Source organism: Bradyrhizobium sp. HKCCYLS1011, from assembly GCF_051167795.1.
Taxonomy (GTDB): domain Bacteria; phylum Pseudomonadota; class Alphaproteobacteria; order Rhizobiales; family Xanthobacteraceae; genus Bradyrhizobium.
The window spans coordinates 530,118-552,668 of the sequence record NZ_JBNPTT010000007.1 but is presented as its reverse complement, the minus strand read 5'-3'; the positions used below and the strand labels follow the sequence as shown (position 1 = coordinate 552,668).

The 22,551-nt window shown below is 64.2% G+C and carries 21 protein-coding genes; 6 read left to right on the top strand and 15 right to left on the bottom strand.

Going from position 1 to position 22,551, the window contains the following annotated elements:
- Positions 1 to 5 precede the first annotated feature (5 nt).
- The 4 genes from ACQR1W_RS25680 to ACQR1W_RS25665 all read right to left on the bottom strand — a co-directional run bounded on the left by ACQR1W_RS25680 (position 6) and on the right by ACQR1W_RS25665 (position 4,153).
- Positions 6 to 839 (bottom strand): carbohydrate ABC transporter permease, encoded by an 834-nt coding sequence (locus ACQR1W_RS25680; protein ID WP_434853409.1) that lies wholly within the window; start codon positions 837 to 839, stop codon positions 6 to 8.
- 10 nt (positions 840 to 849) lie between these two features.
- Entirely contained in the window at positions 850 to 1,767 is a 918-nt protein-coding gene (locus tag ACQR1W_RS25675) for a carbohydrate ABC transporter permease (protein ID WP_434853408.1), read from the bottom strand.
- 170 nt (positions 1,768 to 1,937) lie between these two features.
- Complete coding sequence (locus ACQR1W_RS25670; RefSeq protein WP_434853407.1) at positions 1,938 to 3,200, bottom strand: extracellular solute-binding protein; 1,263 nt, start codon at positions 3,198 to 3,200, stop codon at positions 1,938 to 1,940.
- Positions 3,197 to 4,153: an N-acetylmuramic acid 6-phosphate etherase gene (locus ACQR1W_RS25665; RefSeq protein ID WP_434853406.1), complete on the bottom strand. Its 957-nt coding sequence runs from the start codon at positions 4,151 to 4,153 to the stop codon at positions 3,197 to 3,199. The genes ACQR1W_RS25670 and ACQR1W_RS25665 overlap by 4 nt, the downstream gene beginning before the upstream one ends.
- 93 nt (positions 4,154 to 4,246) lie before the next feature.
- Here ACQR1W_RS25665 and ACQR1W_RS25660 point away from each other — a divergent pair, with 93 nt between their 5' ends.
- The 4 genes from ACQR1W_RS25660 to nagA are packed head-to-tail and all read left to right on the top strand — an operon-like array spanning position 4,247 to position 8,032.
- Complete coding sequence (locus ACQR1W_RS25660; RefSeq protein WP_434853405.1) at positions 4,247 to 5,125, top strand: BadF/BadG/BcrA/BcrD ATPase family protein; 879 nt, start codon at positions 4,247 to 4,249, stop codon at positions 5,123 to 5,125.
- Positions 5,116 to 5,871 carry a GntR family transcriptional regulator gene (locus ACQR1W_RS25655; protein WP_434853404.1) on the top strand — a complete coding sequence of 252 codons (756 nt, stop codon included), beginning with the start codon at positions 5,116 to 5,118 and terminating at the stop codon, positions 5,869 to 5,871. Before ACQR1W_RS25660 ends, ACQR1W_RS25655 begins: the two co-directional genes overlap by 10 nt.
- On the top strand, positions 5,868 to 6,893 hold the full coding sequence (locus tag ACQR1W_RS25650) for an SIS domain-containing protein (protein ID WP_434853403.1): 1,026 nt from the start codon (positions 5,868 to 5,870) through the stop codon (positions 6,891 to 6,893). Before ACQR1W_RS25655 ends, ACQR1W_RS25650 begins: the two co-directional genes overlap by 4 nt.
- On the top strand, positions 6,893 to 8,032 hold the full coding sequence (gene nagA, locus ACQR1W_RS25645; protein ID WP_434853402.1) for an N-acetylglucosamine-6-phosphate deacetylase: 1,140 nt from the start codon (positions 6,893 to 6,895) through the stop codon (positions 8,030 to 8,032). Before ACQR1W_RS25650 ends, nagA begins: the two co-directional genes overlap by 1 nt.
- A gap of 68 nt (positions 8,033 to 8,100) precedes the next feature.
- Here the strand turns inward: nagA and ACQR1W_RS25640 are convergent, their stop codons facing one another.
- The 6 genes from ACQR1W_RS25640 to ACQR1W_RS25615 are packed head-to-tail and all read right to left on the bottom strand — an operon-like array spanning position 8,101 to position 13,965.
- Positions 8,101 to 9,150, bottom strand: a complete 1,050-nt coding sequence (locus ACQR1W_RS25640) for a LacI family DNA-binding transcriptional regulator (protein WP_434853401.1) — start codon at positions 9,148 to 9,150, stop codon at positions 8,101 to 8,103.
- Positions 9,147 to 9,791, bottom strand: a complete 645-nt coding sequence (locus ACQR1W_RS25635; protein WP_434853400.1) for a ThuA domain-containing protein — start codon at positions 9,789 to 9,791, stop codon at positions 9,147 to 9,149. Before ACQR1W_RS25635 ends, ACQR1W_RS25640 begins: the two co-directional genes overlap by 4 nt.
- A 10-nt stretch (positions 9,792 to 9,801) precedes the next feature.
- A complete protein-coding gene (locus tag ACQR1W_RS25630) occupies positions 9,802 to 10,899 on the bottom strand; it encodes a Gfo/Idh/MocA family protein (protein ID WP_434853399.1) in 1,098 nt (365 codons plus the stop codon).
- Between the two features lie 22 nt (positions 10,900 to 10,921).
- Positions 10,922 to 11,770: a carbohydrate ABC transporter permease gene (locus ACQR1W_RS25625; protein ID WP_434853398.1), complete on the bottom strand. Its 849-nt coding sequence runs from the start codon at positions 11,768 to 11,770 to the stop codon at positions 10,922 to 10,924.
- A complete protein-coding gene (locus ACQR1W_RS25620; RefSeq protein ID WP_434853397.1) occupies positions 11,763 to 12,704 on the bottom strand; it encodes a carbohydrate ABC transporter permease in 942 nt (313 codons plus the stop codon). The genes ACQR1W_RS25625 and ACQR1W_RS25620 overlap by 8 nt, the downstream gene beginning before the upstream one ends.
- A 1-nt stretch (position 12,705) precedes the next feature.
- Entirely contained in the window at positions 12,706 to 13,965 is a 1,260-nt protein-coding gene (locus ACQR1W_RS25615; protein ID WP_434853396.1) for an extracellular solute-binding protein, read from the bottom strand.
- Positions 13,966 to 14,359: 394 nt separating this feature from the next.
- On the opposite strand from ACQR1W_RS25615, the gene msrA reads away from it, so the two are divergent.
- Positions 14,360 to 14,872, top strand: a complete 513-nt coding sequence (gene msrA, locus ACQR1W_RS25610) for a peptide-methionine (S)-S-oxide reductase MsrA (protein ID WP_434853464.1) — start codon at positions 14,360 to 14,362, stop codon at positions 14,870 to 14,872.
- Between the two features lie 98 nt (positions 14,873 to 14,970).
- On the opposite strand, the gene ACQR1W_RS25605 is transcribed toward msrA, so the two are convergent.
- From ACQR1W_RS25605 to ACQR1W_RS25595, 3 genes are read right to left on the bottom strand one after another with little or no spacing between them, the layout of a single operon-like run.
- The gene (locus ACQR1W_RS25605) at positions 14,971 to 15,393 is read right to left on the bottom strand and encodes a RidA family protein (RefSeq protein ID WP_434853395.1); all 423 of its coding nucleotides are present in this window, start codon (positions 15,391 to 15,393) and stop codon (positions 14,971 to 14,973) included.
- Between the two features lie 21 nt (positions 15,394 to 15,414).
- Entirely contained in the window at positions 15,415 to 16,593 is a 1,179-nt protein-coding gene (locus ACQR1W_RS25600; RefSeq protein WP_434853394.1) for an acyl-CoA dehydrogenase family protein, read from the bottom strand.
- Between the two features lie 16 nt (positions 16,594 to 16,609).
- The gene (locus tag ACQR1W_RS25595) at positions 16,610 to 18,928 is read right to left on the bottom strand and encodes a bifunctional salicylyl-CoA 5-hydroxylase/oxidoreductase (RefSeq protein WP_434853393.1); all 2,319 of its coding nucleotides are present in this window, start codon (positions 18,926 to 18,928) and stop codon (positions 16,610 to 16,612) included.
- Positions 18,929 to 19,193: 265 nt separating this feature from the next.
- Here ACQR1W_RS25595 and ACQR1W_RS25590 point away from each other — a divergent pair, with 265 nt between their 5' ends.
- Entirely contained in the window at positions 19,194 to 19,700 is a 507-nt protein-coding gene (locus tag ACQR1W_RS25590) for a MarR family winged helix-turn-helix transcriptional regulator (RefSeq protein ID WP_008968028.1), read from the top strand.
- Between the two features lie 13 nt (positions 19,701 to 19,713).
- Here ACQR1W_RS25590 and ACQR1W_RS25585 read toward each other — a convergent pair whose 3' ends face one another.
- Both ACQR1W_RS25585 and ACQR1W_RS25580 read right to left on the bottom strand, forming a co-directional pair.
- Positions 19,714 to 21,372 (bottom strand): ATP-dependent acyl-CoA ligase, encoded by a 1,659-nt coding sequence (locus tag ACQR1W_RS25585; protein ID WP_434853392.1) that lies wholly within the window; start codon positions 21,370 to 21,372, stop codon positions 19,714 to 19,716.
- A 15-nt stretch (positions 21,373 to 21,387) separates the two neighbouring features.
- Entirely contained in the window at positions 21,388 to 22,545 is a 1,158-nt protein-coding gene (locus ACQR1W_RS25580) for an ABC transporter substrate-binding protein (RefSeq protein ID WP_434853391.1), read from the bottom strand.
- Between the last annotated feature and the right edge of the window lie 6 nt (positions 22,546 to 22,551).

Sequence of the window (22,551 nt, the reverse complement as noted above, 5' to 3'; positions counted from 1 at the left end):
CAAACCTATTTGACTGCGCCGGAAGTGAGGCCTGCGATGAGCTGGCGCGAAAGGATCACGTAGATCACGACGACGGGCAGGATCGCCATCGACAACGCTGCGAGCACGGAATTCCAGTCAGTGATGTATTGGCCGAGAAACTGCTGCACGCCGAGCGTGACGGTATGCGTCGTATCGCTCGAGGTCAGGATCAGCGGAAACCAGAGGTCGTTCCAGATCGGCACGATGGTGAACACGGCGACGGTCGCGATGGCGGGGCGCAGCAGAGGCGCCACGACTTCGAAGAAGATGCGGATCTCCGGCACCCCGTCGCAGCGTGCGGCGTCACGCAGGTCCTTCGGGATCTGCTGGATGAACTCGCTCAATATGAAGATCGACATCGGCAGGCCTTGCGCGACATAGACGAGGATCAGGGCCGTCAGGGTGTCGTTGAGGCCGGCAGACCGCATCATGTTGAGGATTGCGACAGAACCGAGCCGGATCGGCACCATGATCCCGATCGAGAGAAACAGCGCGAGCGCGGTCGAACCGCGAAAGCGGTATTCGGTCAGCGCCCAGGCCGCCATCGCACCGAACAGCAGCACCAGCGCCATGCTGACCAGGGTGACGATCAGCGAATTCGAATAGTAGGTCAGGATATGGGCGGTGCGAAAAACCTTCTGGTAGCCGATGAGGCTGAAGGTGGCAGCGTCCGGCGGAGCGAGCGGCGCGCCGAAGATGGCGCTGCGCATCTTGAACGAATTCATCACGACGAGCAGGATCGGACCGACCGCAAGCAGGCTGTAGGCGATCAGGACAAGATGGACACTGAAGCTCCTGGCGCGTTGCTTTCCGCTCATGCCGTCTCCGTCAGAATGCGTAGCGGCGGATGCGCCGCTGCACGAGAACGAGATAGAGGCAGAGGCCGACGAGGATGATGAAGAACATGATGGTCGCGACTGCGGCGCCCATCGTCGGATTGCCGAGCTGGAGCTGGTTGCCGAAGAAGGTGCGATAGAAGAACGTGCCCAGAATGTCGGTCGCGAAATTCGGCCCCGCGAGCGCGCCCTTGACCGAGTAGATCAGATCGAAAGCATTGAAGTTGGCGACGAAGGTCAAGATCGAGACCAGGCTGATCGTCGGCAGGACGAGAGGAAGCTTGATGTGCAGGAAGATGCGGAAATGTCCGAGCCCGTCGACCCGCGCCGCATCGATCAATTCGTCGGGGATGTTGAGCAAGGCCGCATAGATCAGCATCATCGGGATGCCGACGAATTGCCAGACCGAGATGAGGGACAGGGTGACGAGCGCGCTCGACTCGAGGCCGAGCCAGGGGGCGAACAGGGAGCCCAGGCCTACCGTCTTCAAGGCGCCGGCGGCCACGCCCCAGAGCGGCGAGAGGATCAGATTCCAGGAGAAACCGACAATGACGACCGAGAGCATCGTCGGAAGAAACATGACGGTGCGGTAGAAGCCCTTCAAGCTCAGGCCCGGCAGACTCAGAAGTCCGGCCAGCGCGATGCCTATCGGATTCTGCACGCACATGTGCACGGCGAAGAATATCAGATTGTTGCGGAAGGCGTTCCAGAACGGCTTCGACCACAACGCATCGCCGAGCAGCGCCTGGAAATTGGCGATCCCGATGAAATGCCGGGCTCCCGACGGGTCGCTCGTATAGGTCGATAACGCCATCGTCGCGACCAGCGGGTAGATCGAGAACAGGCTGTAGACCGCGAGCGCCGGTCCGAGAAAGAACAGCAGAAGGGCCGCGAGTCTTAGACGCGGCATTTGGGAGGTGATGTTAGAGACCGGTTCAGGCATGACAGAAAAAGATCGGACCTACAGCGCGTGCTCATCCTCTCCGCGCTTGCGCGTTGTGGCAAGACCTAGCGGAGTGTGCAGCGATCGAAGACAAGCACGGCTCCCTCGCCCCGCCGTTACGGAGAGAGGGACCGGCGTCACCTTGCGGGCTTGTACCACTTGTCGAGGCCGTCCTGCAGTTGCTTGGCCGCGGCCTCGGGCGTCAGCTTGCCGTTGACGACCTGCGCGGACACGTTCCAGAGCTCGTTTTCCAGATTAGGCGTACCGCGCGACAGGATCTGATACGAATTGCGGATCGTCGACTTGCAGGTCTGCCGCCATCCGACCATCGTTGCGGCGACGTCGTCATCAATCTTCACCGGTGTCTTGGCGAGCGGGAAGAAGCCGGGCAGCGCGTTGGCGTAGATCGTGGCGAATTCCGGGGTTGTCAGCCACTCCAGAAACTTTCTGGCATCTTCCTTGTTCTTGGATGCCGCATTGACGCCCATCGCGATGTCGGTGTGATCGGAAATATAGCAATCCGTCGTGCCGGCCGGCTGCGGCGGCGGGAACGCCCCCATGGCGAATTGCGCCTGGCCTCGGAACGTCGAGATGTCCCAGGAGCCGGCGGCATAGATCGCGCCCTTGCCGAGCGAGAACAGGTTCTGACTGTCGGCATAGGTCTGCGCCTGGAAACCGGACCCGAGATACGGCGCCCAGCCTGCGATCTCCTTGAACGCGGCGACATATTGCGGGTCGGTGAATTTCTCCTTGCCCGCGATCAGATTGGTGCGACCGGTCTCGCCCTTCCAATAGTCGGGACCGATGTTCTGGAATCCCATGGTCGCGGCCTCCCACTGGTCCGCCGTACCCATGACAAGCGGGATGTAGGTTCCGTCCTTTTTCAGCTTCTCCAGCACCGCATGGAATTCGTCGAGGGTCTTCGGCTCGGCGAGACCAAGCTTGGCGAAGGCGTCCTTATTATAGATGAAGCCGGTGATGACGGATGCCATCGGCACGCAGAATGTGGTCTTGCTGTCGTCGGTTTGCCACGCCGCCTTGGCAACATCGGAGAAATTGTCCATGCCCTTGAGGTCGTCGATGCTGTCGAGCTGGTGCTTCTGATAGAGCGCGAGCGAGGCGTCGAACGGGCGACACGTGATGAGATCGCCGGCCGTTCCGCCGTCGAGGCGAGCGTTGAGAGCGGCGTTGTATTCCTTCGGCGCGGAGGGCGCGAATTCGATCTTGATGTCGGGATAGTGTTTGTTGAAGGCAGGAATGATCTTCGAATTCCAGATGTCGGCGTCGTCATTGCGCCAGCTCTCGATCTTCAGCGTGCCTGCTTGGGCGGCTGCGAACCCCGCGAACAACGCCATCGCGGCGACTCCAGCTCCCATTGCAGCCTTGAATGTCCGTCTCATGCTACGCTCCCTTGTTCATTCGGTTTCTCGCCCATGACTGCTCCGCTGACTGCCGCGCGGCGCAAGGCGTCATCGATACGGCCTCCTGCGGCGGCGAGGCATGTGACGGCTGCGCCAACGCTGCTGACACCGCAGGCAATCAGGACCGCCGGCTTGACCTCGCCGCCCGCCTTGCGAAGCGCGCCTTCCGCCTCGGCATCGCTGACACCAGCAATCGTCGCGACGATCCCCCGCGCCCGTCCGCGCAATTTCGCATTATCAGCCTTCAGATTGACCATCAGCCCCTGATGGATGTGGCCGAGCCCGAATCCCATCAATGACGAGAGCATGCCAAGCGCGGCCTTTTGCGCCGCTCCGGCGGCGAGCCGTGTCGAGCCGCGCAACGCCTCCTCGCCGCTCTCGAGCAGGATCGGCGCGTCGGCACCGACGAGCAAGGGCGAGCCCTGATGATGTGCGATGCCGATCACAAACGCGCCGTGGCGGCGCGCCTCTGCGACGGCGGCGACGGTGAATGGGGTCGAGCCGCTCGCCGATACGGCAATCACGGCGTCGCGGGTGAGGTCACCAAGCTCCGCGATGGCCTGCTCACCTGCGGCGGCATCGTCCTCCGCGGAGCCATCGATGCGGAACGGCTCGGCGGTGCCACCGGGCAAGACGATCGCGATACGACTCGCATCGAGGCCGAAAGTACCGGGAAGCTCGGCTGCGTCTTCGGCCGCGGCAAGGCCGGAGGAGCCCGCGCCCGTGTAGACGAGACGCCCACCTTCACGCCAGATCGACGTGAGGCGACGTGCGGCGGCACGGATGTCGCTGGAGACAGCCGAGACCGACGCCATCGCACGACAGTAGGATGCAAGCATCGCCTCGGTGAACGCCGCCTCGTCAGTCATCGCGGCAGCGCCGGTGTCACGCCACTCCTCCGCGTCCGTCTCGAAGCTCGGCAGTATCGGCATCGTGAATACCAATGGTAGATACCTCTTGTATTTGTTTTAGGCGCGTGACATACCTCTTGTCTAGAGGTGTTATGGTATTTTTTAGGAGGCTCCTTGGCGACGACGCAGTTCTTCCTCGGTGTGGACGGTGGCGCAACGCGCTGCCGCGCGAGGCTGCGGGATTCGTCCGGCCGCGAGCTGGGGTGCGGGCTCGGGCCGGCGTCGAACATCTATCTCGATTTCGACGAGGCCATGCGGGTCGTCCGCGAAACGATTGAGGCTGCGATCGCCGGCGGCACTGCCACTCAGGAGATCGCGGTCGGCCTCAGCCTCGCCGGGCTTTCGGACGAGAAGGAAGCGGAGCGCGTTGCTGCCGCCCTGCCCGGCTTTGCGCGCGTCGTCGCCGTCAATGATGCGGTCGCGGCCTGCGTCGGCGCCAACGGCCTTGGCGATGGCGGCCTGATCATCGCGGGCACGGGCTCGGCCGGCATCGCTCGCGTTGGAGCCAAGACGACCATCATCGGCGGCCGCGGCTTCTGGCTCGGCGACGACGGGTCCGCTGCACGCCTCGGCGAAGCGGCGCTACGCGCGACATTGCGCGCGCTCGACGGCCTCGAACCGGCGAGCGGATTAGCAACGGCGCTGGCGCGTCATTTCGATAGCGATCCGCTGCGAATGAGCCGGTGGGCATCGGATGCAAGGCCCCGCGACTATGGCGCCTTCGCACCCCAGATTCTGGAGGTCGCCAGGTCTGGCGATGGACGCGCGCGTGAAATTGTCGGCGAAGCCGCCGGCGCGATTGCGGCGCTCGCGAATGCCTTGGGTGCACTCGGTGCCGAACGCATCGCGCTCGCTGGCGGCTTCGGCGAGCCCTTGCGTCCCTTTCTGCCGCCAGATGTCGCGCAACGCCTCTCCCAGCCACGGCGCGATGCGGTCGACGGTGCGATCCTGCTCGCCGGCGGACAACTCGCGGACGACGCCTCATGTCCATGATGGTCGAGGCCGCGCCGGGCCAGAAACTCTATCGCGCGGTGGTCGACGCGCTTCGGCGACAGATCGAGACCGGCCGTTTCGCAGAGACGCAATTACTTCCGGCCGAGCGCGAATTGTGCGAGCTGCTCGACGTATCGCGCACGACCTTGCGCAAGGCGATCGCCGATCTGATCGCCGAGGGCGTCTTGTATCACCGCCACGGCGCCGGCACCTTCATTCATCGCGCGACCCCGCGCGTCGAACAGCCCTCCTCGCGCCTGACGAGTTTCACCGAAGACATGCGGCTGCGCGGATTGGAAGCGAGCTCGCGCGAGCTCGAGCGCGGTGTGTTCCTGCCGACGCCGGAAGAAGCCATGATGCTCGGCGCAAGGCCGAACGAACGCGTATTCCGGCTCGGTCGTTTGCGGCTGGCCGACGGCTCACCGATGGCGATCGAGCGCGCCGCCATCCCCATGCGCTATCTGCCGGAACCGGACTCCGTTGGCGCATCGCTCTACGAGGCGCTAGCCTCGCGCGGGTTCAAGCCGATCCGCGGCCTGCAGCGCCTGCGCGCGACGCTCGTTTGCGATGCCGATGCGGACCTGCTCGGGGTCGCGCACAACAGTCCGGCGCTCTATATCCAGCGCATCGCCTATCTCGCAGACGGCTCCTGCGTCGAGTTCACCAAGTCCTGGTACCGCGCCGACGCCTATGACTTCGTCTCCGAGCTCACATTGTCACCGCCGATCCGAAAGGCGCGCCGATGACCAGCATCATGCTTCACGAAATCGGCGAGGCGGGCGACGCGGTCGCGCGTCAGCTTGGTCACAATGTGGAGCGGCTCGCTGAGCTTGGGGCGTGGATGCGCGCCCTGGATCCGCCGCTCGTCGCGACCATTGCCCGCGGCTCGTCGGATTGCTGCGCGCTCTATCTGAAATACCTCGTCGAGATCGCGTCCGGTATTCCTTGCGCCTCCATCGGCCCGTCCATCGCGACGCTCTATCGGACGCCGATGCGGCTTGGGGGCTGCGTTTCCGTGGCGATCTCGCAATCCGGGCGCAGCCCTGATATCGTCGACATGCAGCGCGCGGCGCGACGCGGCGGCGCGCTGGCCGTTGCATTGGTCAATGACGTCGCCTCGCCACTCGCCGAGGAGGCCGAAGTTCTGCTGCCGTTGTGCGCAGGCGCAGAACATTCGGTCGCTGCGACCAAGTCGATGGTCGCAGGTCTCGTGGCAGGCGCCAGCCTCGTCGCGGCCTGGCGCGAGGATCAGCAACTCGCAGACGCGCTCTCCGGCCTGCCGGACGTCTTGCGCGGACAGACGGCTGCACCGCCCACGGAGATGCTGGAGCAACTCGCGAACGCCCGCAGTGCCTTCGTGCTCGGCCGCGGCGCGACGCTTGCGATCGCCGCGGAGGCGGCGTTGAAGCTCAAGGAAACCTGTGCGATCCATGCCGAAGCCTACTCCGCGGCCGAGGTGCTGCATGGCCCGGCCGAAGTCGTGGACTCCGGATTTCCGGTCATCGCCTTTCTGCCGTCCGACGCGGCGCGGCAAGGCATGCTGCCGACGCTCGCGATGCTGGCCGATGCGGGCGCGACCGTGATCGCGATCGAAGCGGGCGGCACGGACGACGCGCATCGTCTCGCCACGGCGAAAGTCGAGGCGACGCTGCTGGAGCCCGTCGTCATGATCCACCGCTTCTACCGCCTTACCGAGGCGCTTGCGCTCCGGCTCGGGCGCGACCCGGACCGTCCGCGCAACCTTCGCAAGGTGACGGAGACCATTTGATGATCGTTCTGTCCGGCGCGCGCATTTTCGATGGCGAACGCTTTCGCGATGACCACGCGGTTGTCGTCGAGGCCGGGCGCATCGTCGCGATCGTCCCCTACTCCGAGAAACCTCACGGCGCCGTGCGCGATCTCGGCGGCGGTCTGCTTGCGCCCGGTTATATCGATGTGCAGGTCAATGGCGGCGGCGGCGTCCTGTTCAACGACGAGCCGACGCCTGAAGGTATTGCCCGCATCGCCGCCGCGCACCGCAAGCACGGCACCGTCGGCCTGCTGCCGACGCTCGTGACCGACGCGCCGGAGGTGATGGCCGCGGCGATCGCTGCCACGCGCGAGGCGCGCCGTCTGACCCCGGCCACCCTCGGCATCCATCTGGAGGGACCGTTCCTGGATCCGCGCCGCAAGGGCGCGCATGAGCTTAGATACATCCGCGACCTCGCGCCCAGCGACGTCGCGACGATCGCCGCGGCGAATTGCGGAACGGTGATGCTGACGCTCGCGCCCAACCGGGTCGGCGTGGAGCGCATCGCCGAACTGGTGCGGCACGGCGTGCTGGTCTCACTCGGCCACTCCGACGCAAGCTATGATCAGGCGTGCGCCGCCGTGAAGGCCGGGGCGCGCGCGTTCACCCATCTGTACAATGCGATGAGTGCGCCGGCCGGACGTGAACCAGGCATGGTCGGCGCCGCGCTCGATCTCACCGATGCTTTCGTTGGGATCATCGCGGACGGTCACCATGTGCACGACGCGAACCTGCGTATCGCCTTCGCCGCCAAGCGGCACGACCGCTTCATGCTGATTACCGATGCGATGCCGCCGGCGGCCGGCGGGCCCGACCAGTTCGATCTGCAGGGCCGCCGCGTGAGCAGCGTGGACGGCTGTCTGCGGCTCGACGATGGAACGCTCGCGGGATCAGTTCTGACCATGGACGAAGCTGTACGCTACGCCCTCAAGGTCGCGCGGCTGGCGCTCGGCGATGCGCTCGCGATGGCGTCGCGCGTTCCAGCGACGTTCCTGCGGCGCGACACGGAGCTCGGTCGCATCGCGCCCGGACATCTGGCGAGCCTCGTGCATCTCGACGACGACCTGCGGGTGCTCGACACCTGGATCGAGGGCCGGTCGACTTCCGATGGCTCCTGATGCACTCCCATGTCGCCGATCGCCATGCATCGAGGCCCTCACGACCCGACGCCCCCACGGACCCGAAGTTACGGCAGGTTGTCCCGCAGAAAAATGTCGATGCGGATGCGTTCCTGGTCGGGGCTGATCGGCTCACCCGAACAATGCGCGAGCAGGACGCGCGCCGCGGACCGCGCCTCGTGGCCGGGATCCTGGTTGATGATGGCATCGAGCGTGCCGCGGACCAGGAAACGCCGCGTGTACTGGGTCAGCTCATGAGTGATCCAGACCACCTCGCGCGCGCGGCCGGAGGCCTCGAGCGCGTCGGCGATACCGCGATTTCCGGCGCCGCAGCAGTAGATGCCGCGGAGATCGGCATGGCGGGTGAGTAGCGCAGCAGCAAGCTTCCGCGTGCGCTCGCTGTCGTCGCGGCCCTCGAGGATCGGTAGCGCGCGCAGGTTCGGATACTCGCTGGACAGGATTTGGCGAAAGCCGAACTGCCGCTCGGTGTGATCGCGCAGCGACAACGATCCCGCGATCACGGCGACGGTCCCCTCGCGGCCGGCGAGGAAACGTCCCATCAGCGTTGCCGCAGTCCGCCCCGCGGCCGGGTTGTCGATACCGACATAGTGCAGGCGGCGCGAGCTCGGCACGTCCGACACAAGGGTCACCACGGCGACCCCGCGCGCGGTGAGCTCGTCGATAGCGGCGCGCACCCTCGGATGGTCGAGCGCGATGACGGCTACGCCGTGATAGGCCGGCGACAGGTTTTCGAGCGCGCCGGCCAGCACATCCGGATCGAACACGTCGACATTGAGGATGTCGATGAAGCCCCGCTGGCCTGCAAGCCAGCCCGCGGTGCGCTGCACCTGTTCGGTCAGGTTGATCATGAAACTGTTGCTGCCGGTCGGCAGCACGAAGGCGAAGCGAAAACTCTGGCCGCGTGCGAGCCGCGCGGCGGCAACGTCGGCGCGGTAGCCGAGCTTGGCGACGGCGGCCTCCACCCGTGCGACGGTCTTGGCCCGCACGCCCTCGCGCCGGTTGACGACGCGATCGACAGTGGCAAGCGAAACGCCCGCCGCGCGCGCGACGTCCTCGAGTGTGGCGCGAATCGCCGGCTGGATCGCGCCGGCCGTCATTCGCGTGCCGCCCACAGCATGCCGCGAGTCATCAAAGTTCGGATCTCCGGCACATCGAGTTCGTAGGCGCGGTGGCCGAGCGAGGAATAAAACACCCTGCCCGCGCCGTATCGCTTCTTCCAGAGCACCGGCATCACCACGCCGTCGATCCAGGGGGCGTGCTCACCAGTGAAGGTCGTCGTCGCCAGCACCTCGTTGGCGGGATCGACATGCATATAATATTGCTCGGACCGATGTTCGAAACTCTTGAGGCCGTTCATGATGGGATCATCCGGCTTCGTTACATCGACCCTGTAGTCGATGATGTTGCCGGGATGCGCGACCCACTGCCCGCCGCACAGGAATTGATAGTCGACGGACTCGCGGAACGCATCGCACATGCCGCCATGATGGCCGGCGAGTCCGACGCCGCTACGCACCGCCGCGCAGAGGTTGAGCGCTTCCGCCTTTTCGATCCTCGACATCGTGTAGATCGGAATGATCAGCGACAGATCGTGTATAGCGGGATCGGCGAACGCCGCCGTCGTGGTCTCGATCCGCACCTCGAAGCCTTCCGCCTTCAACCACCCTCGGATCATCGACGCACAAAGATCGGGATCATGTCCCGGCCAGCCGCCCCAGACAATCATTGCCTTGCGCATGTTTCTGTCCTCAGTCGATCTGTCCGGTTTCGCGCCCCGCAGGCAGCATCGCCGGCCGCTCAACGCGACTTTCGATCTTGACGCGCCGCCCTTCATCAGCGGAGGTCTGGAACGCCTCCATCACCTCCAGCACATGGAACGCGAGCGCGCCGCTCGCACGATGCGGCCGGTCGTTCAGGATTGCGGTGGCCATGTCGGCGACGCCGATGGAGCGGAACTCGCCATCCACATGACCGTGCGTCAGCGGCACCACCTCCCATTCACCGCCGGTCTTTGCGACCTGCACCTCGCCGCCGAAGCGGTTCGGGTCCGGTACCAGTAGGCTGCCCTTGTCGCCATAGATCTCGATCGGCGCGTGCCGGTGCTTCGGCACGTCAAAGCTCATCGTGATCGAGACGACCGCCCCGCTCTCGAATTCGAGGGTGCCCGCGACATGGGTCGAAACCTCGACCGGGATCAGCGTGCCGTGGTTCGGCTGGCTGGTGACCAGGCGCTCCGACTTCGGGCGTGCGGTCGACCCCATCACGCTCGCGACCGGGCCGAGCAGTTGCACAAGATCGGTGATGTAGTACGGACCCATATCAAGCATCGGCCCGCCGCCGCGCAGATAGTAGAATCCCGGCGCCGGATGCCAGCGCTCATGGCCGGGGCAGCCGAAGAAGGCGCTGCCCGCCACAGGCGTGCCGATCGCGCCGTCGTCGATCAGCTTACGCGCGGTCTGGTGCCCACCGCCGAGGAACGTGTCGGGCGCGCAGCCGACGCGAAGGTTCTTCTCGGCGGCGAGATCCAACACCTTGCGGGCTTCCGCAACGTTGATGCCGAGCGGTTTCTCGGAATGGACATGCTTGCCGGCATTCAGCACCGCGAGACTGACATCAGTATGGGCAAGCGGCACTGTGAGATTGATGACGATCTCGACGTCATCGCGTTTGAGCAATTGATCAACCCGCATCCCGGGTAACCCGAAAGCCGCGCCCTGTCGCTCCGCGGCGTCGCTGCGCATGTCGGCCAGCGCCTTGACCTCAATCATCGGGAAGCGCTGGGCCGCCTTCAGATAGGCGGTGCTGATAACGCCGCAGCCGATGATTCCGACCCCTACTCTTCTCATTATGTTCTCCGTGAGCTGTCGTTCAACCCTTGAGTGCGCCTGACGTGAGGCCGGCGACGATGTGCTTCTGCGCCAGCAGGAAGAAAATGATCGTCGGCAGGATGGTCAGCGTGATGAAGGCCAGGATCAGGTTCCACTCGGACGAATACTCGCCTTGGTAAACCATGATGCCGAGCGGCCATGGATAGAGCGCATCGGTGTTGAGCATCACAAGCGGCAACAGATAGGCGTTCCAGCTGTTGACGAAGGTGATGGTGCCGACGGTCGCCAGAATCGGCCGCGACAACGGCAGCGTCACGTAGCGGAAGAACTTGATGTAGCTGCAGCCGTCGACCAGCGCCGCTTCGAGCAGTTCGTAGGGGATGTCCTTGAAGAAACGCCGCAGCAGCAGCACACTCATGGCCAGGCTGAACGCCACCTGCGGCAGCGCGACGCCTAAATAGGTATCGAGCAGCCCGAGATCGCGCACCCTGATAAAGAGCGGCAGCACGGCGGTCGCCGCCGGAAACAGCAGGCCGAGCGTCAGGTAGCTCAGCAGCATCGAGCTGCCGTAGAACCTGATATGAGCGAAGGTGAACGCCGCCATTGAGGCTGTGATCAGGGTCAATGTCACTGCGAGCGCGGAGATGATCAGCGAGTTGCGCAGGAGCTGCCAGTAGCGCGCGGAGAACAGGATATCAGCATAGTTCTGCCACTCCCAGTGGCCAGGCAGGCCGAACGGATTGACGCGCAATTCGCCGAGCGATTTGAAGCCGCCGAGCACGGTCGCGAGCAGCGGCACCAGCACGATGACGGCGACGACGGCGAGGAACACCGCCTTGAACAGCATGGCGGGATCGAACGGCGCACGGGTGGTTTCGGCATTACTCATCGCGCATGAACCACCGCTTGTAGGTGAACGCAAAGGTCACGCAGATCACGAACAGAATGACGCCGATGGCGCTGCCATAGCCGACCCGCATGCGGGAGATACCGTTGTTGTAGAGAAAGCTCACCAGCGTATTCGACGAGTCCGCAGGCCCCCCGCGCGTCAGGGGCATCACGAGATCGAACAGCTGCAGTGAGCCGATGATGGCGAAGAACACCGAGAGGCGGATGGTCGGATAAAGCAAGGGGATAATGATGTGGCGCAGGGTTTGCGACCGCGTCGCGCCGTCGATCCGGGCGGCCTCGATCAGGCTTTTGTCGAGGCTCTGGAGCGCCGCGATGAACAGCATCATGTGGAAGCCAAAGTACTTCCAGACGATCACGATCAGCACCGCCAGCATCGCGGTGTCGGTCGTGGCCAAGAGATGCGGCGGATTGGCGCCGAAGGTGCGCCAGATCGAGGCGACGAGCCCATAGTCGCCATCGTAGACGAAGCTGAAGATCAGCCCGGTCGCGATCTCGGCCAGGATATAGGGCAGGAAGAACAGCATGCGCAGCGCAACAGCCCCGCGAAAACGTTCCGCAAGCATCAGGGCCAGCGTCAGCGCCAGCGGGAGCTGGATCGCAAGCGAGACCGCGATGATCATGCCGTTGTTGCGGAGCGCGAGCCAGAACGCGCGCGTTTGCAGCACGAAACGGTAGTTGTCGAAGCCGATCCAGTTGGTTGGCCTGCCGAATCCATTCCAGTTGAAGGCCGAGTACCAGGTGGCCTCGCCGATCGGCAGCACCACGAAGAGCGTGAACAACAGCAGCGCCGGCGGCAGGAACAGGACCAGGACCGTGAAGCGGCCATCCCAACTCGGGCCGTGAACCACGAGCGGCGAGAACGATGTCTCCGCAACGCCCATCGCCGGCGAACTCGCGATCCGCCGCGCCACCTCAGTTTCCCTGCTTCCACGCCGCCTCGATCGCCTGAGCCGCGTCTTTCGGGCTCATGCTGCCGCCGGCAATCTCCGCAGCGACGTCGTTGACGACGCGACCGACCGAGGGGCCGAGGCTCTGGTCATAGAAGTTCTGATGATAGTTCGACTTCGCCAGATTGGCCGCGATCCGCTTCATGAAGGAGCTGTTGAGGCCCACATCTGCGCCCTGCACCACGGGGATGATGAAGTCGCCTGCTGCCAGACGCGTCTGCACGTCCTTCGAGATGAAGTACTTCAAGAAATCGACCGCTTCCTTCGGTGAGCCCTTGGTGACCAGCCAGCCGGTGATGCCGCCGAGCGTGTCGGACGGCGCGCCCTTGCCGCCGGCCACGACCGGAAAGTCGAACCAGCACATCTTGTCTTCGCTCAATCCGACCTTGTCCGCCGCGAGCGCGCGTTGCGTCTTATAGACGGTGCTGATCGCGAGCGTCATCGCCGCGTTGCCATCGGCGAAATAGCCGACGGCCTGCGGATTCTTGAAGCCGAGAAAACCGTTCTGGAACGGCTGGAGATCGACGAGTTGTTTGAACAGCTCACCGGCCTTTTGGAAGGTCTCGCCGGCGAAGCCGCCATTCTCGCCCCGCAATGCAGCGTCGAATGCCGGCTTGCCGCCGGTGCGCACCGCAAGATAGGTCCAATAGAAGTGCAACGGCCATTTGTCGGCGCCGCCGACCACGATCGGAGTCACGCCGACCGCCTTCAAGGTCTTCACCGCAGCAAGCAGATCGTCCCAGCTCTTGATCCCTGCGGGATCGACCTTGGCCTTGGCCATCAGCTCCTTGTTGCAGAGAAAGCCGACCTGTGACACCGCGGTAGGCAGGCCATAGATGCGACCATTGCTGGTGAAGGCGGCGAGCGCCGCCGGCGTCAGGCTGTCGCTGTAACCCTTCACCTGATCGGTAATGTCGTCGAGGACATCAGCCTCGATTTGCGCCTTGAGGACGCCGCCGGCCCAGCTGTAGATGATGTTCGGCCGATCCTTGGATTGCAGGATGGTCGGCAGTTTGGCCTTATAGGCCTCGTTCTCGAGGTACTGCATCTCGATCTTGACGCCCGGATACGACGCCTCATAGGCACGCGCGACCTCCTCCCAGACCTTCACCTGGGACGGATCTTGCTCGATGTGCAACCATTTGACGATCGTGTCAGCTGCGGCGGCGTTGGCCCAAAGCAGACATGCGGCAGCGGCGAGTTCCAGCCTCCCGAGCAGTCTCATCCAGTCCTCCCGATCGTTTTCTATCTTTGGATGTATCCTGTCTTCAATTCGTGAGGTACGCAACTAAAATTCTGATCTATGTACCTCACGCGGGAACCGGCCGGAGTCTGCAGGCGGATTGGGCGAGGCGGCGCAGCGGTCCAGCGATCGAAAGCTGCTTCGACCTCGCGATGGCCCTCAATCCAACGGGCCGCGACCGCACTCGCTCCGAATAGCTGGGACGGGCGCTACGCCTCCCACCGGATATCGTCCTGAAATCGAGATCCCGTTCGAACCCTATTGGTGGTGCAGCTTGCACCGCACCCCACCAGCTCGCGGGCAGCGCCGTTGTCCCGAGGGCAGCGAATGCTTATCTTTTGGCAGCCGAAGCAACTTCAAAATCTGGAAATCTGACATGGACGGAAAACGAGAACGCGCTGTTCTGGCGGGCGGCTGCTTCTGGGGGATGCAGGACCTGATCCGAAAGATGCGCGGGGTCATCGCGACGCGGGTCGGCTATACGGGCGGCGACGTCCCGAACGCGACCTATCGTAACCACGGCACGCATGCCGAGGCGATCGAGATCGTCTTCGATCCCGCCGTCATCAGCTACCGCGATCTGTTGGAATTTTTCTTTCAGATTCACGACCCCAGCACACTCAACCGCCAGGGCAATGATCGCGGGTTGAGCTACCGCTCGGCGATTTTTTACACGAGCCCCGAGCAGGAGCGGATCGCGCGCGAAACCATCGCCGACGTCGATGCGTCCGGACTCTGGCCGGGGCCGGCGACGACCGAGGTGGCGCCGGCCGGAGATTTCTGGGTGGCCGAGCCGGAGCACCAGGATTACCTGGAGCGCTATCCGGATGGCTACACCTGTCACTTCGTCCGGCCGAATTGGAGACTGCCGCGTCGCCAGGCGTCCTAGTGCCAATCTGACGTCAGTCACTTATCCGAACGATCTCAGGCGGCTCGCCGAGCTTGGCGATCCGCCGCGTCTCGAGAAGTTCAACCAACGCCCGGCCGTCAGCGTGGGACGACGGCCGTCGCTTCGATCTCGACGCGAGCTGATGCCTCGACAAGGCGCACAACCTGCACCAGCGCCATGCTGGGATAGTGAGTGCCGATGACGTCTCGATAGACTTTGCCGAGCGCCTTCAGATTGGTGACGTATTCGTCCATGTCGACGACGTACCAGGTCAGGCGCACGAGGTGATCCGGTCGGGCGCCGCCCTCTGCCAGGATCGCGACGATGTTTTCGAGCGTCTGGCGGACCTGCGCAACAAAGCCCTCGGCGAACTGCCCGGCTAGGTCCCAGCCGACGACTCCACCCGTCACGACAAGGCGTCCTTCGGCCATCACTCCGTTCGCATACCCTTTCGGCTGCGGCCAACCGCTGGGCTGAAGCACCTGCAGACCGCCGGTCACGGCAGCTTCTGGCTTTCTCATCGTACTCAATTCTCGATCCTTTCAGCGCGGCTTCAAAAGCTCGCGCGCCACAATCAGTTTTTGGACCTCGGTCGCACCCTCGTAGATGCGCAACGCCCGGATTTCGCGGTAGAGGCCTTCGACAACCTCGCCCTTGCGCACACCGCGGCCGCCGAACATCTGGACGGCGCGGTCGATGACGTGCTGCGCGGTCTCGGTCGCCGTCAGCTTCGCCATGGCCGCTTCGCGCGTCGTCGGCAGCTTCTGGACGTCGCGGCGCCAGGCTGCGCGGTAGGTCAGGAGCGCGGCAGCATCGGTGTCGGTTGCCATATCGCCGAGCGCAGCCTGGGTCAGTTGGAGATCTCCCAGAGTCGCACCGAACATCTGCCGGCTGCGCGCGTGCGAGAGCGCTTCGTCCAGCGCCCGCCGGGCAAAGCCGAGAGCTGCAGCCGCAACCGATGCGCGGAAGATATCCAGCGTTTGCATCGCCAGCTTGAATCCGCCGCCAGGCACGCCGAGACGACGGGCCGCTGGGATCCGGCAATTGGCAAAGCGCAAGGTCGCCAGCGGATGCGGCGCGATGACGTCGATGCGGTCGGCGATCTCGAAGCCGGGATCATCGGGAAAGACGACAAAGGCTGAGATGCCGCGGGCGCCCGGCGCCTCTCCGGTTCGCGCAAACAGCGTGTAGACATCGGCAATGCCGCCGTTCGATATCCAGGTCTTCTCACCGTCGATGACGTAGTCGTTTCCGTCGGCACGCGCCGTGCAGGACATGGCCGCCACGTCCGATCCTGCCTCCTTCTCCGACAGCGCGAAGGCCGCGAGCCATTCGCCAGCGCGAACCTTCGGTAGCACGGCCTTGCGCAACTCGGCCGAGCCGCCCAGTGCGATCGCGCCGGAGCCGAGCCCCTGCATCGCGAAGGCAAAGTCTGCAAGGCCGTCGGCATAGGCCAGCGACTCGCGCGACAGGCAGATCGAGCGCGAATCGATCGTCGTGGCATCGCCATCGGGTGCCGCGACCGCACAACTGAGCAACCCCGCCTCGCCCATCGCGCGCACGAGCCTGCGGCAGGCCCCATCGATATCGTTGTGATCGATCTGGTCGAGGGCTCCTGACCGAACGAAGCGGTCGAGCGCCTCGCCGATCGCGTGATGGCGCGGCTCGAAAAACGGCCAGTCGAGCCATTCGCGCCTGATCACCTTTGCCACGGAGCTCATCTGATCCCTCCTCCGCTTACTGCGCGGCTGCAGCGGCGGCACGCGCCAGATTGGCTTCGTATTGCCCCTTGGCGGACAGGTACTGTTTTGGCCAACTGATTGCATTGACGCCGATGCGCGCGGCCTCGTGCAGCGTCCAGGCCGGGTCCGCCAGATGCGGCCGCGCAATGGCGCAGAGGTCGGCGCGGCCCGCAGCGAGGATCGAGTTGGCGTGGTCGGCCTCGGAGATCGCACCTACCGCGATCGTCTCTATGCCGACCTCGTTCCGGATCAGGTCGGCGAAAGGCGTCTGGAACAGGCGCCCATAGATCGGCCGCTCCTCCTTCCAGACCTGCCCCGACGAACAATCGATGACGTCTGCCCCTGCCTCCTTGAACATCGCAGCGAAGATCGCCGCGTCGGCTGGGGTGTTGCCGCCTTCGGTCCAGTCATGGCAGGACAGGCGCACCGACATCGGCCGCTCGGAAGGCCACGCCGCGCGCATCGCGTTGAACACCTCCAGCGGAAAACGCGCACGGTTGGCGTGACTGCCGCCGTACTCATCAGTCCGCCGGTTGGTTAGCGGCGACAGGAAGCTCGATAGCAGATAGCCATGGGCGCAATGGAGTTCGAGCCACTCGACGCCCGCTGCCGCCGCGCGGCGGGTCGCCGCGACGAAATCGTCGCGCACACGGTCCATGTCGCCGCGCTCCATGGCCCGCGGCAGCTGGCTGTGGGGCAGATAGGGCAGCGCCGACGCCGAGATCAGCGGCCAATTGCCGGCTTCCAGCGGTTGATCAATCCCCTCCCATGCAAGCCGGGTCGATCCCTTCCGCCCGGAATGACCGAGCTGGATGCCGACCTTGGCATGTCCGAGGCTGTGGATCAGGTCGACCAGACGGCGCCACTGCGCGGCCTGCGCGTCGTTCCAGAGCCCGAGGCAGCCCGGCGTGATCCGCGCGTCAGGCGAGACACAGGTCATCTCGGCGAAAATCAGCCCTGCCCCGCCCATCGCGCGCGCGCCGAGATGGGCAATGTGGAAGTCATTGATGAGCCCGTCCTGCGCCGAATACATCGCCATCGGCGAGACCATGATGCGGTTCGCGAGCGAAAGACCGCGTATGCGGTGGGGCGTCAGCATCGGCGGTGGCACCCGTTCGCCGTCCTTGACGGCGATCCCTGAGCGCGCGGCGAACCAGCGCTCGAAGCCTTCCAGCCAGGTGCGATCGCGCAGGCGCAGGTTTTCGTGACTGATGCGCTGTGAGCGTGTCAGCATCGAATAGAAGAACTGCGGCGGCTCGAGCGTATCGGCATAACGGCGGCCAACCACCTCGAACCATTCCATGGCGTTGCGCGCGGCGTTCTGGATGCGCGCAACATCGACGCGGCGTACCTCCTCATAGGCCTCCAGCACGGTTTCGATGCTGCCGCGATCGTGACCATGGCGATCGAACTGGTTGGCGAGCTCGATGGCGTCATCGAGTGCGAGCTTGGTACCCGACCCGATCGCGAAATGCGCGGTGTGCGCAGCGTCCCCCATCAGCACGACATGGGAGCGGCCGTTGAATATGCTCCATTTGCCGCAGATCAGGCGGCTGAAATTGAGCCACGCCGAGCCGCGCAGATGGCGGGCGTTGGTCAGGAGCCTGGCGCCATCGAGCGTCTCGGCGAAGAGCTTTTCGCAGAAATCAATCGATCCTTGTTGATCCAGCTCGCCTAGCCCATGCGCGTTGAATGTGTCTTCGGTAGTCTCGACGATGAAGGTCGATGTATCACTGTCGAACTTGTAGATGTGGGCCTGGAACCAGCCGTGCTCGGTTCTGCGGAAGTCGAAGGTAAATGCGTCGAATGCCTTCTTGGTCCCGAGCCAGATGTACCGGTTCGGCCTCACCACGAGGTCGGGCTGGAACTGATCGGCATAGCGCGCACGTATCCTGGAATTGATGCCGTCAGCCGCAACGATCAGATCGGCGTCCGGAAATTCGAGATCGGACTCGACGTCGCGCTCGAAAGCCAGCTCGACCCCGAGCGCCTCACATCGCTTCTGCAGAATGTTGAGCAGATGCTTGCGGCCGATGCCGATGAAACCGTGGCCGGTCGTGCGCTGGCGCGTTCCCTTGAAGACGAGTTCGATGTCGTCCCAGTGGTTGAAGGCGTCCTCGATCTCTGCCGCGCTCTCGGGGTCGGCAAGACGCATGGCGGACATCATGGCGTCGGAGAACACGACGCCCCAGCCGAAGGTGTCGTAAGGCTTGTTGCGCTCGACGACTGTGATCGCATGCTCAGGATGCCGGCGTTTCATCAGGAGGCCCAGATAAAGCCCGGCCGGGCCGCCGCCGATACAGACTATGCGCATGATCCCTCGCTTTCGGGCGCCACGAGCCACCGATCAATTATTTTAAGTATAAAATAATTCGCTCGATGGCCGGATGTCAAGGCGCTTCGGCGAGTTACCGTCCATGGCTGGGCGCGTATTTTCGAGCTGGCAATAACCTGCAAATGCGCCGCGCGGTCGACCCATCCGGCTGCCTCCGGCGAAGCCTTGCATTTACTTTTGGCACAAAATATCTTGCGAGCTGTTCGCCAAAGCATCAGCTTTCAAGAGGCCCGGGAGAATTGATTTGGCACTCGCGAAGGAGTCCACACCTGTTTCGACCAGGAATGAGGCCGATCAGGAGGCCGAATATCGGGCTCAGACACGGCTTTGGCTTCGGCTCCTTGCCTGCACGACCCTGATCGAAGGCGAGCTGCGGCGCCGGTTTCGCGAAGAGTTCGATTTCACGATGCCCCGCTTCGATGTTCTTGCTCAACTCGACCGAGAGCCGAGCGGACTTGTGCTGGGAGAACTGCCCAAGCGCCTGATGGTCTCGGCCGGGAACCTCACGCCGATCGTCGACCGCCTGGTCGAGGACGGATATATCACCCGCACGCCGTCCAACCTCGATCGTCGTGTGCAGATCGTCTGTATGACGGTCGAAGGCCGGAAAGCCTTCAGGCGCATGGCCAAGAGTCACGGAGCGTGGCTCGCCGAGCTGCTGGCGGATGTCCCGGCGGACCGGCTCGAGGGACTGACCGGCGAGCTCGACGAACTCAAGGGCGCCGTCCGGGACGCGCTGCAAAAACCCTGAGCGGACGCGACTGTCAGCGTCGCAACTTGACTCCGGCCTTCTCGCGATCCCACGTATCGGTGGTTAGGCCCGCCTCACGCAGGACGCCTTTTTTGATCTTGCCGTTCTCGGTCAGCGGCATCCGGCTGACGATGCGCACATAGCGCGGAATGGCGAAATAGGCGATCCGCCCTTCGCAATGCCTGATGATGTCGACGGGCTCCAATGATTGCCCGGGCTCGAGCAGGATCGCGGCGGCGACCTCGTCCTCGCCCAGCTCGGAGGGCAGCGGATAGATGGCGCAGGCCGCGACTGCAGGATGAGAGAGGATGCTCTGCTCGACCTCCCACGAGGACACGTTCTCGCCACGCCTTCGGATCGAATCCTTCATGCGGTCGATGAAGCGGTAGTGCCCGTCTGAATCGCGAACCACTCGGTCGCCGGAATGAAACCACAGATTTTGCCAGGCCTCGACCGTCTTCTCCGGCATACCGAAATAGCCGGTGGCGAAAGCAAAGGGATCTCTGGCGCGGAGAACGAGCTCACCGGCCTGCCCATCAGGCAGCTCTGCATCGTTCTCATCGACGATCCGGGCCTCAAAGCCATCAGCCAGATAACCCATCGTCCCCGGACGATCGGACGGAATCGCGCCAGCGAACACGAAATTGGTTTCGGTCGATCCGTAGCCGTCGACCAGCGGCACGCCAAACCGCGCAAGGAATGGAGCGTGGATTTGTGGCGGCACGCCGCCGCCAAGGGCCACGCGAAGGCGATGCATCGAATCGTCCGCGCTGTTCGGCTGCGCCAGAAGCATCGAGGCCATGGCGCCGAGCAGATAGCCGACAGTCGCATTGTGCCGTCGCGCGGCGGCCCAAAAACCGGAAGCGGAGAATTTCGGCTCCAGCACATAGGTGCATCCGTTCAGGAGCGCCTGATAGAACGCATTCAGCGCGTTGGTGTGGAACAGGGGCAGCGTCGTGAACAGCACATCCCCCTCGCGGATGCCGAGCGCCCGCGCCGAATAGATGCCCCACCAGAACAGTTGAGCCTGCGGGCAGCACACCCCCTTTGCAGGCCCGGTGGTGCCCGACGTGTAGAGGATCGCAACGGTGTCGCCGGGGCGGACGGCGCCTGCCGGGGCAGCGGCTGTGAGAGCCGGCAACGGTGACGCGCAAAGCCTCGGATCGATTGTCGCGGCGGCAGCCCCGATGATCCAGGTCCGAGGCGGCAGCTCGACAGCCGCCTCGACACTTTCCATCGCGCCAACGAACTGGGCCTCCACCACCAGGAGCGCCGGAGATGAGTTGCGGAAAATGTGGGAGAGCTGGCAGCCGCGCAGCACGGTGTTGATCGGGACTGCGATGGCCCCGAGCCACGCGCAGCCGAGATAGACCTGCAGGAACTCCGGACGGTTCGAGCACATCAGCGCAACCCGATCGCCCCGCTTGATCCCCGCATCGACGAGCGCCTGGGCCGACGCGGCCGCAATGTCAGCGGTTTGCGCGAAAGTCCAGCGCGTCTCTCCGGCAACAAGCAGCACGCGATCGCTATAGCGCTCGGCCTGTCGCGAGAGAATTGTCGGGAGGATCCGATCGGACGGCGGAAACGATGTCATCGCGAGCGCCCAGGCCGGTGTCGCCATCTCCTGGCCGACCGTTTCGCTGGTGACCGCCGGCGCCTGGTTCTCCGTCACAACCGTGTTCCCGCCTCAGGGTAACAGCCTGTATTTGCCGTCCTCGATCTGGACCAGAATGCGCGAACGATCGTCGACGCCATGCCGATCCGCCGGCGTATAGGTGTATACGCCCTGCGTTCCGACGACCTCCTTGGTCGCAAACAGCGCCTGACGAAGCGCAGTGCGGAATTCCGGAGAGCCGGGCTTGGCGCCGGTCGCCATCGCGCGCTTGGCAGCGTCGGCGAACACCAGCCAACCGTCGAAGGAATAGGACGAGAATGCATCCGTCGGCGCCTCGCCATTGGCCTTCTCGAAGGCCGCGCGGAAATCCAGGGCAACCTTCTGAATCGGATTGCTGGCCGGAAGCTGCTCGGCCGCGATCACCGGCCCGGTCGGACATATGATGCCATTGGCCGCCTTGCCGGCGAGGCGCAGAAAGTCGGCGCTGATCATTCCATTGTTGCCGTAGAGCGGTCCCTTGTAACCGCGCTCCGACAAGGCAATGACCGGCAGCGCACCCGGCGTTCCGGTACCACCGAGCATGATGGCGTCGGGACGAGCCGCAAGCGCGCGCAGCACCTGCGCGGTCACCGACGAATCGGATCTGGCATAGCGCTCGTTGGCGACGACCTTGATATCCGCCGCCTTGGCACTCTGCGACAGCGAGTCGTACATGAGATCCCCGAATGCATCCGAGAACCCGATGAACGCGACAGTCTTAAGTCCGTGCGCCTTCATGTGATCGACGACGCCCCGCACCAGGAGCGGCATCGGCTGCGGCGTCTGCACCACCCAGGGCCCGCCCTCGCCGGTCGCAACGGCGGCGATCGGAGACACCGCGACCATCGGCACCTTCATTTCGACCGCGGCGGTCGCCATTGCCAGCGTCTGCGGCGCGCCCGACGTTCCCATCAGGATGTCGACCTTCTCCTGCTCGACCAGCTTGCGCGCGTTACGCGCCGAGGCGGTGGCATCGGAGGCGTCGTCGAGCTGGATCACCCGCACCTTCTCGCCACCGATCTCGCCGACATAAGCCTGTCCTGCTGCGATCCCCTTCGCGTTTGGAATGCCGATCGAGGAGACGGGTCCGCTCAGACCGGTGACGAAGCCGACAAGGATTTCGGCTCGCGCAATGTGCGGAGCGGCAACAAGCAATGCAGTGGAAAGCAGCAGGCTCTTGATCAAATTCATGGCGCC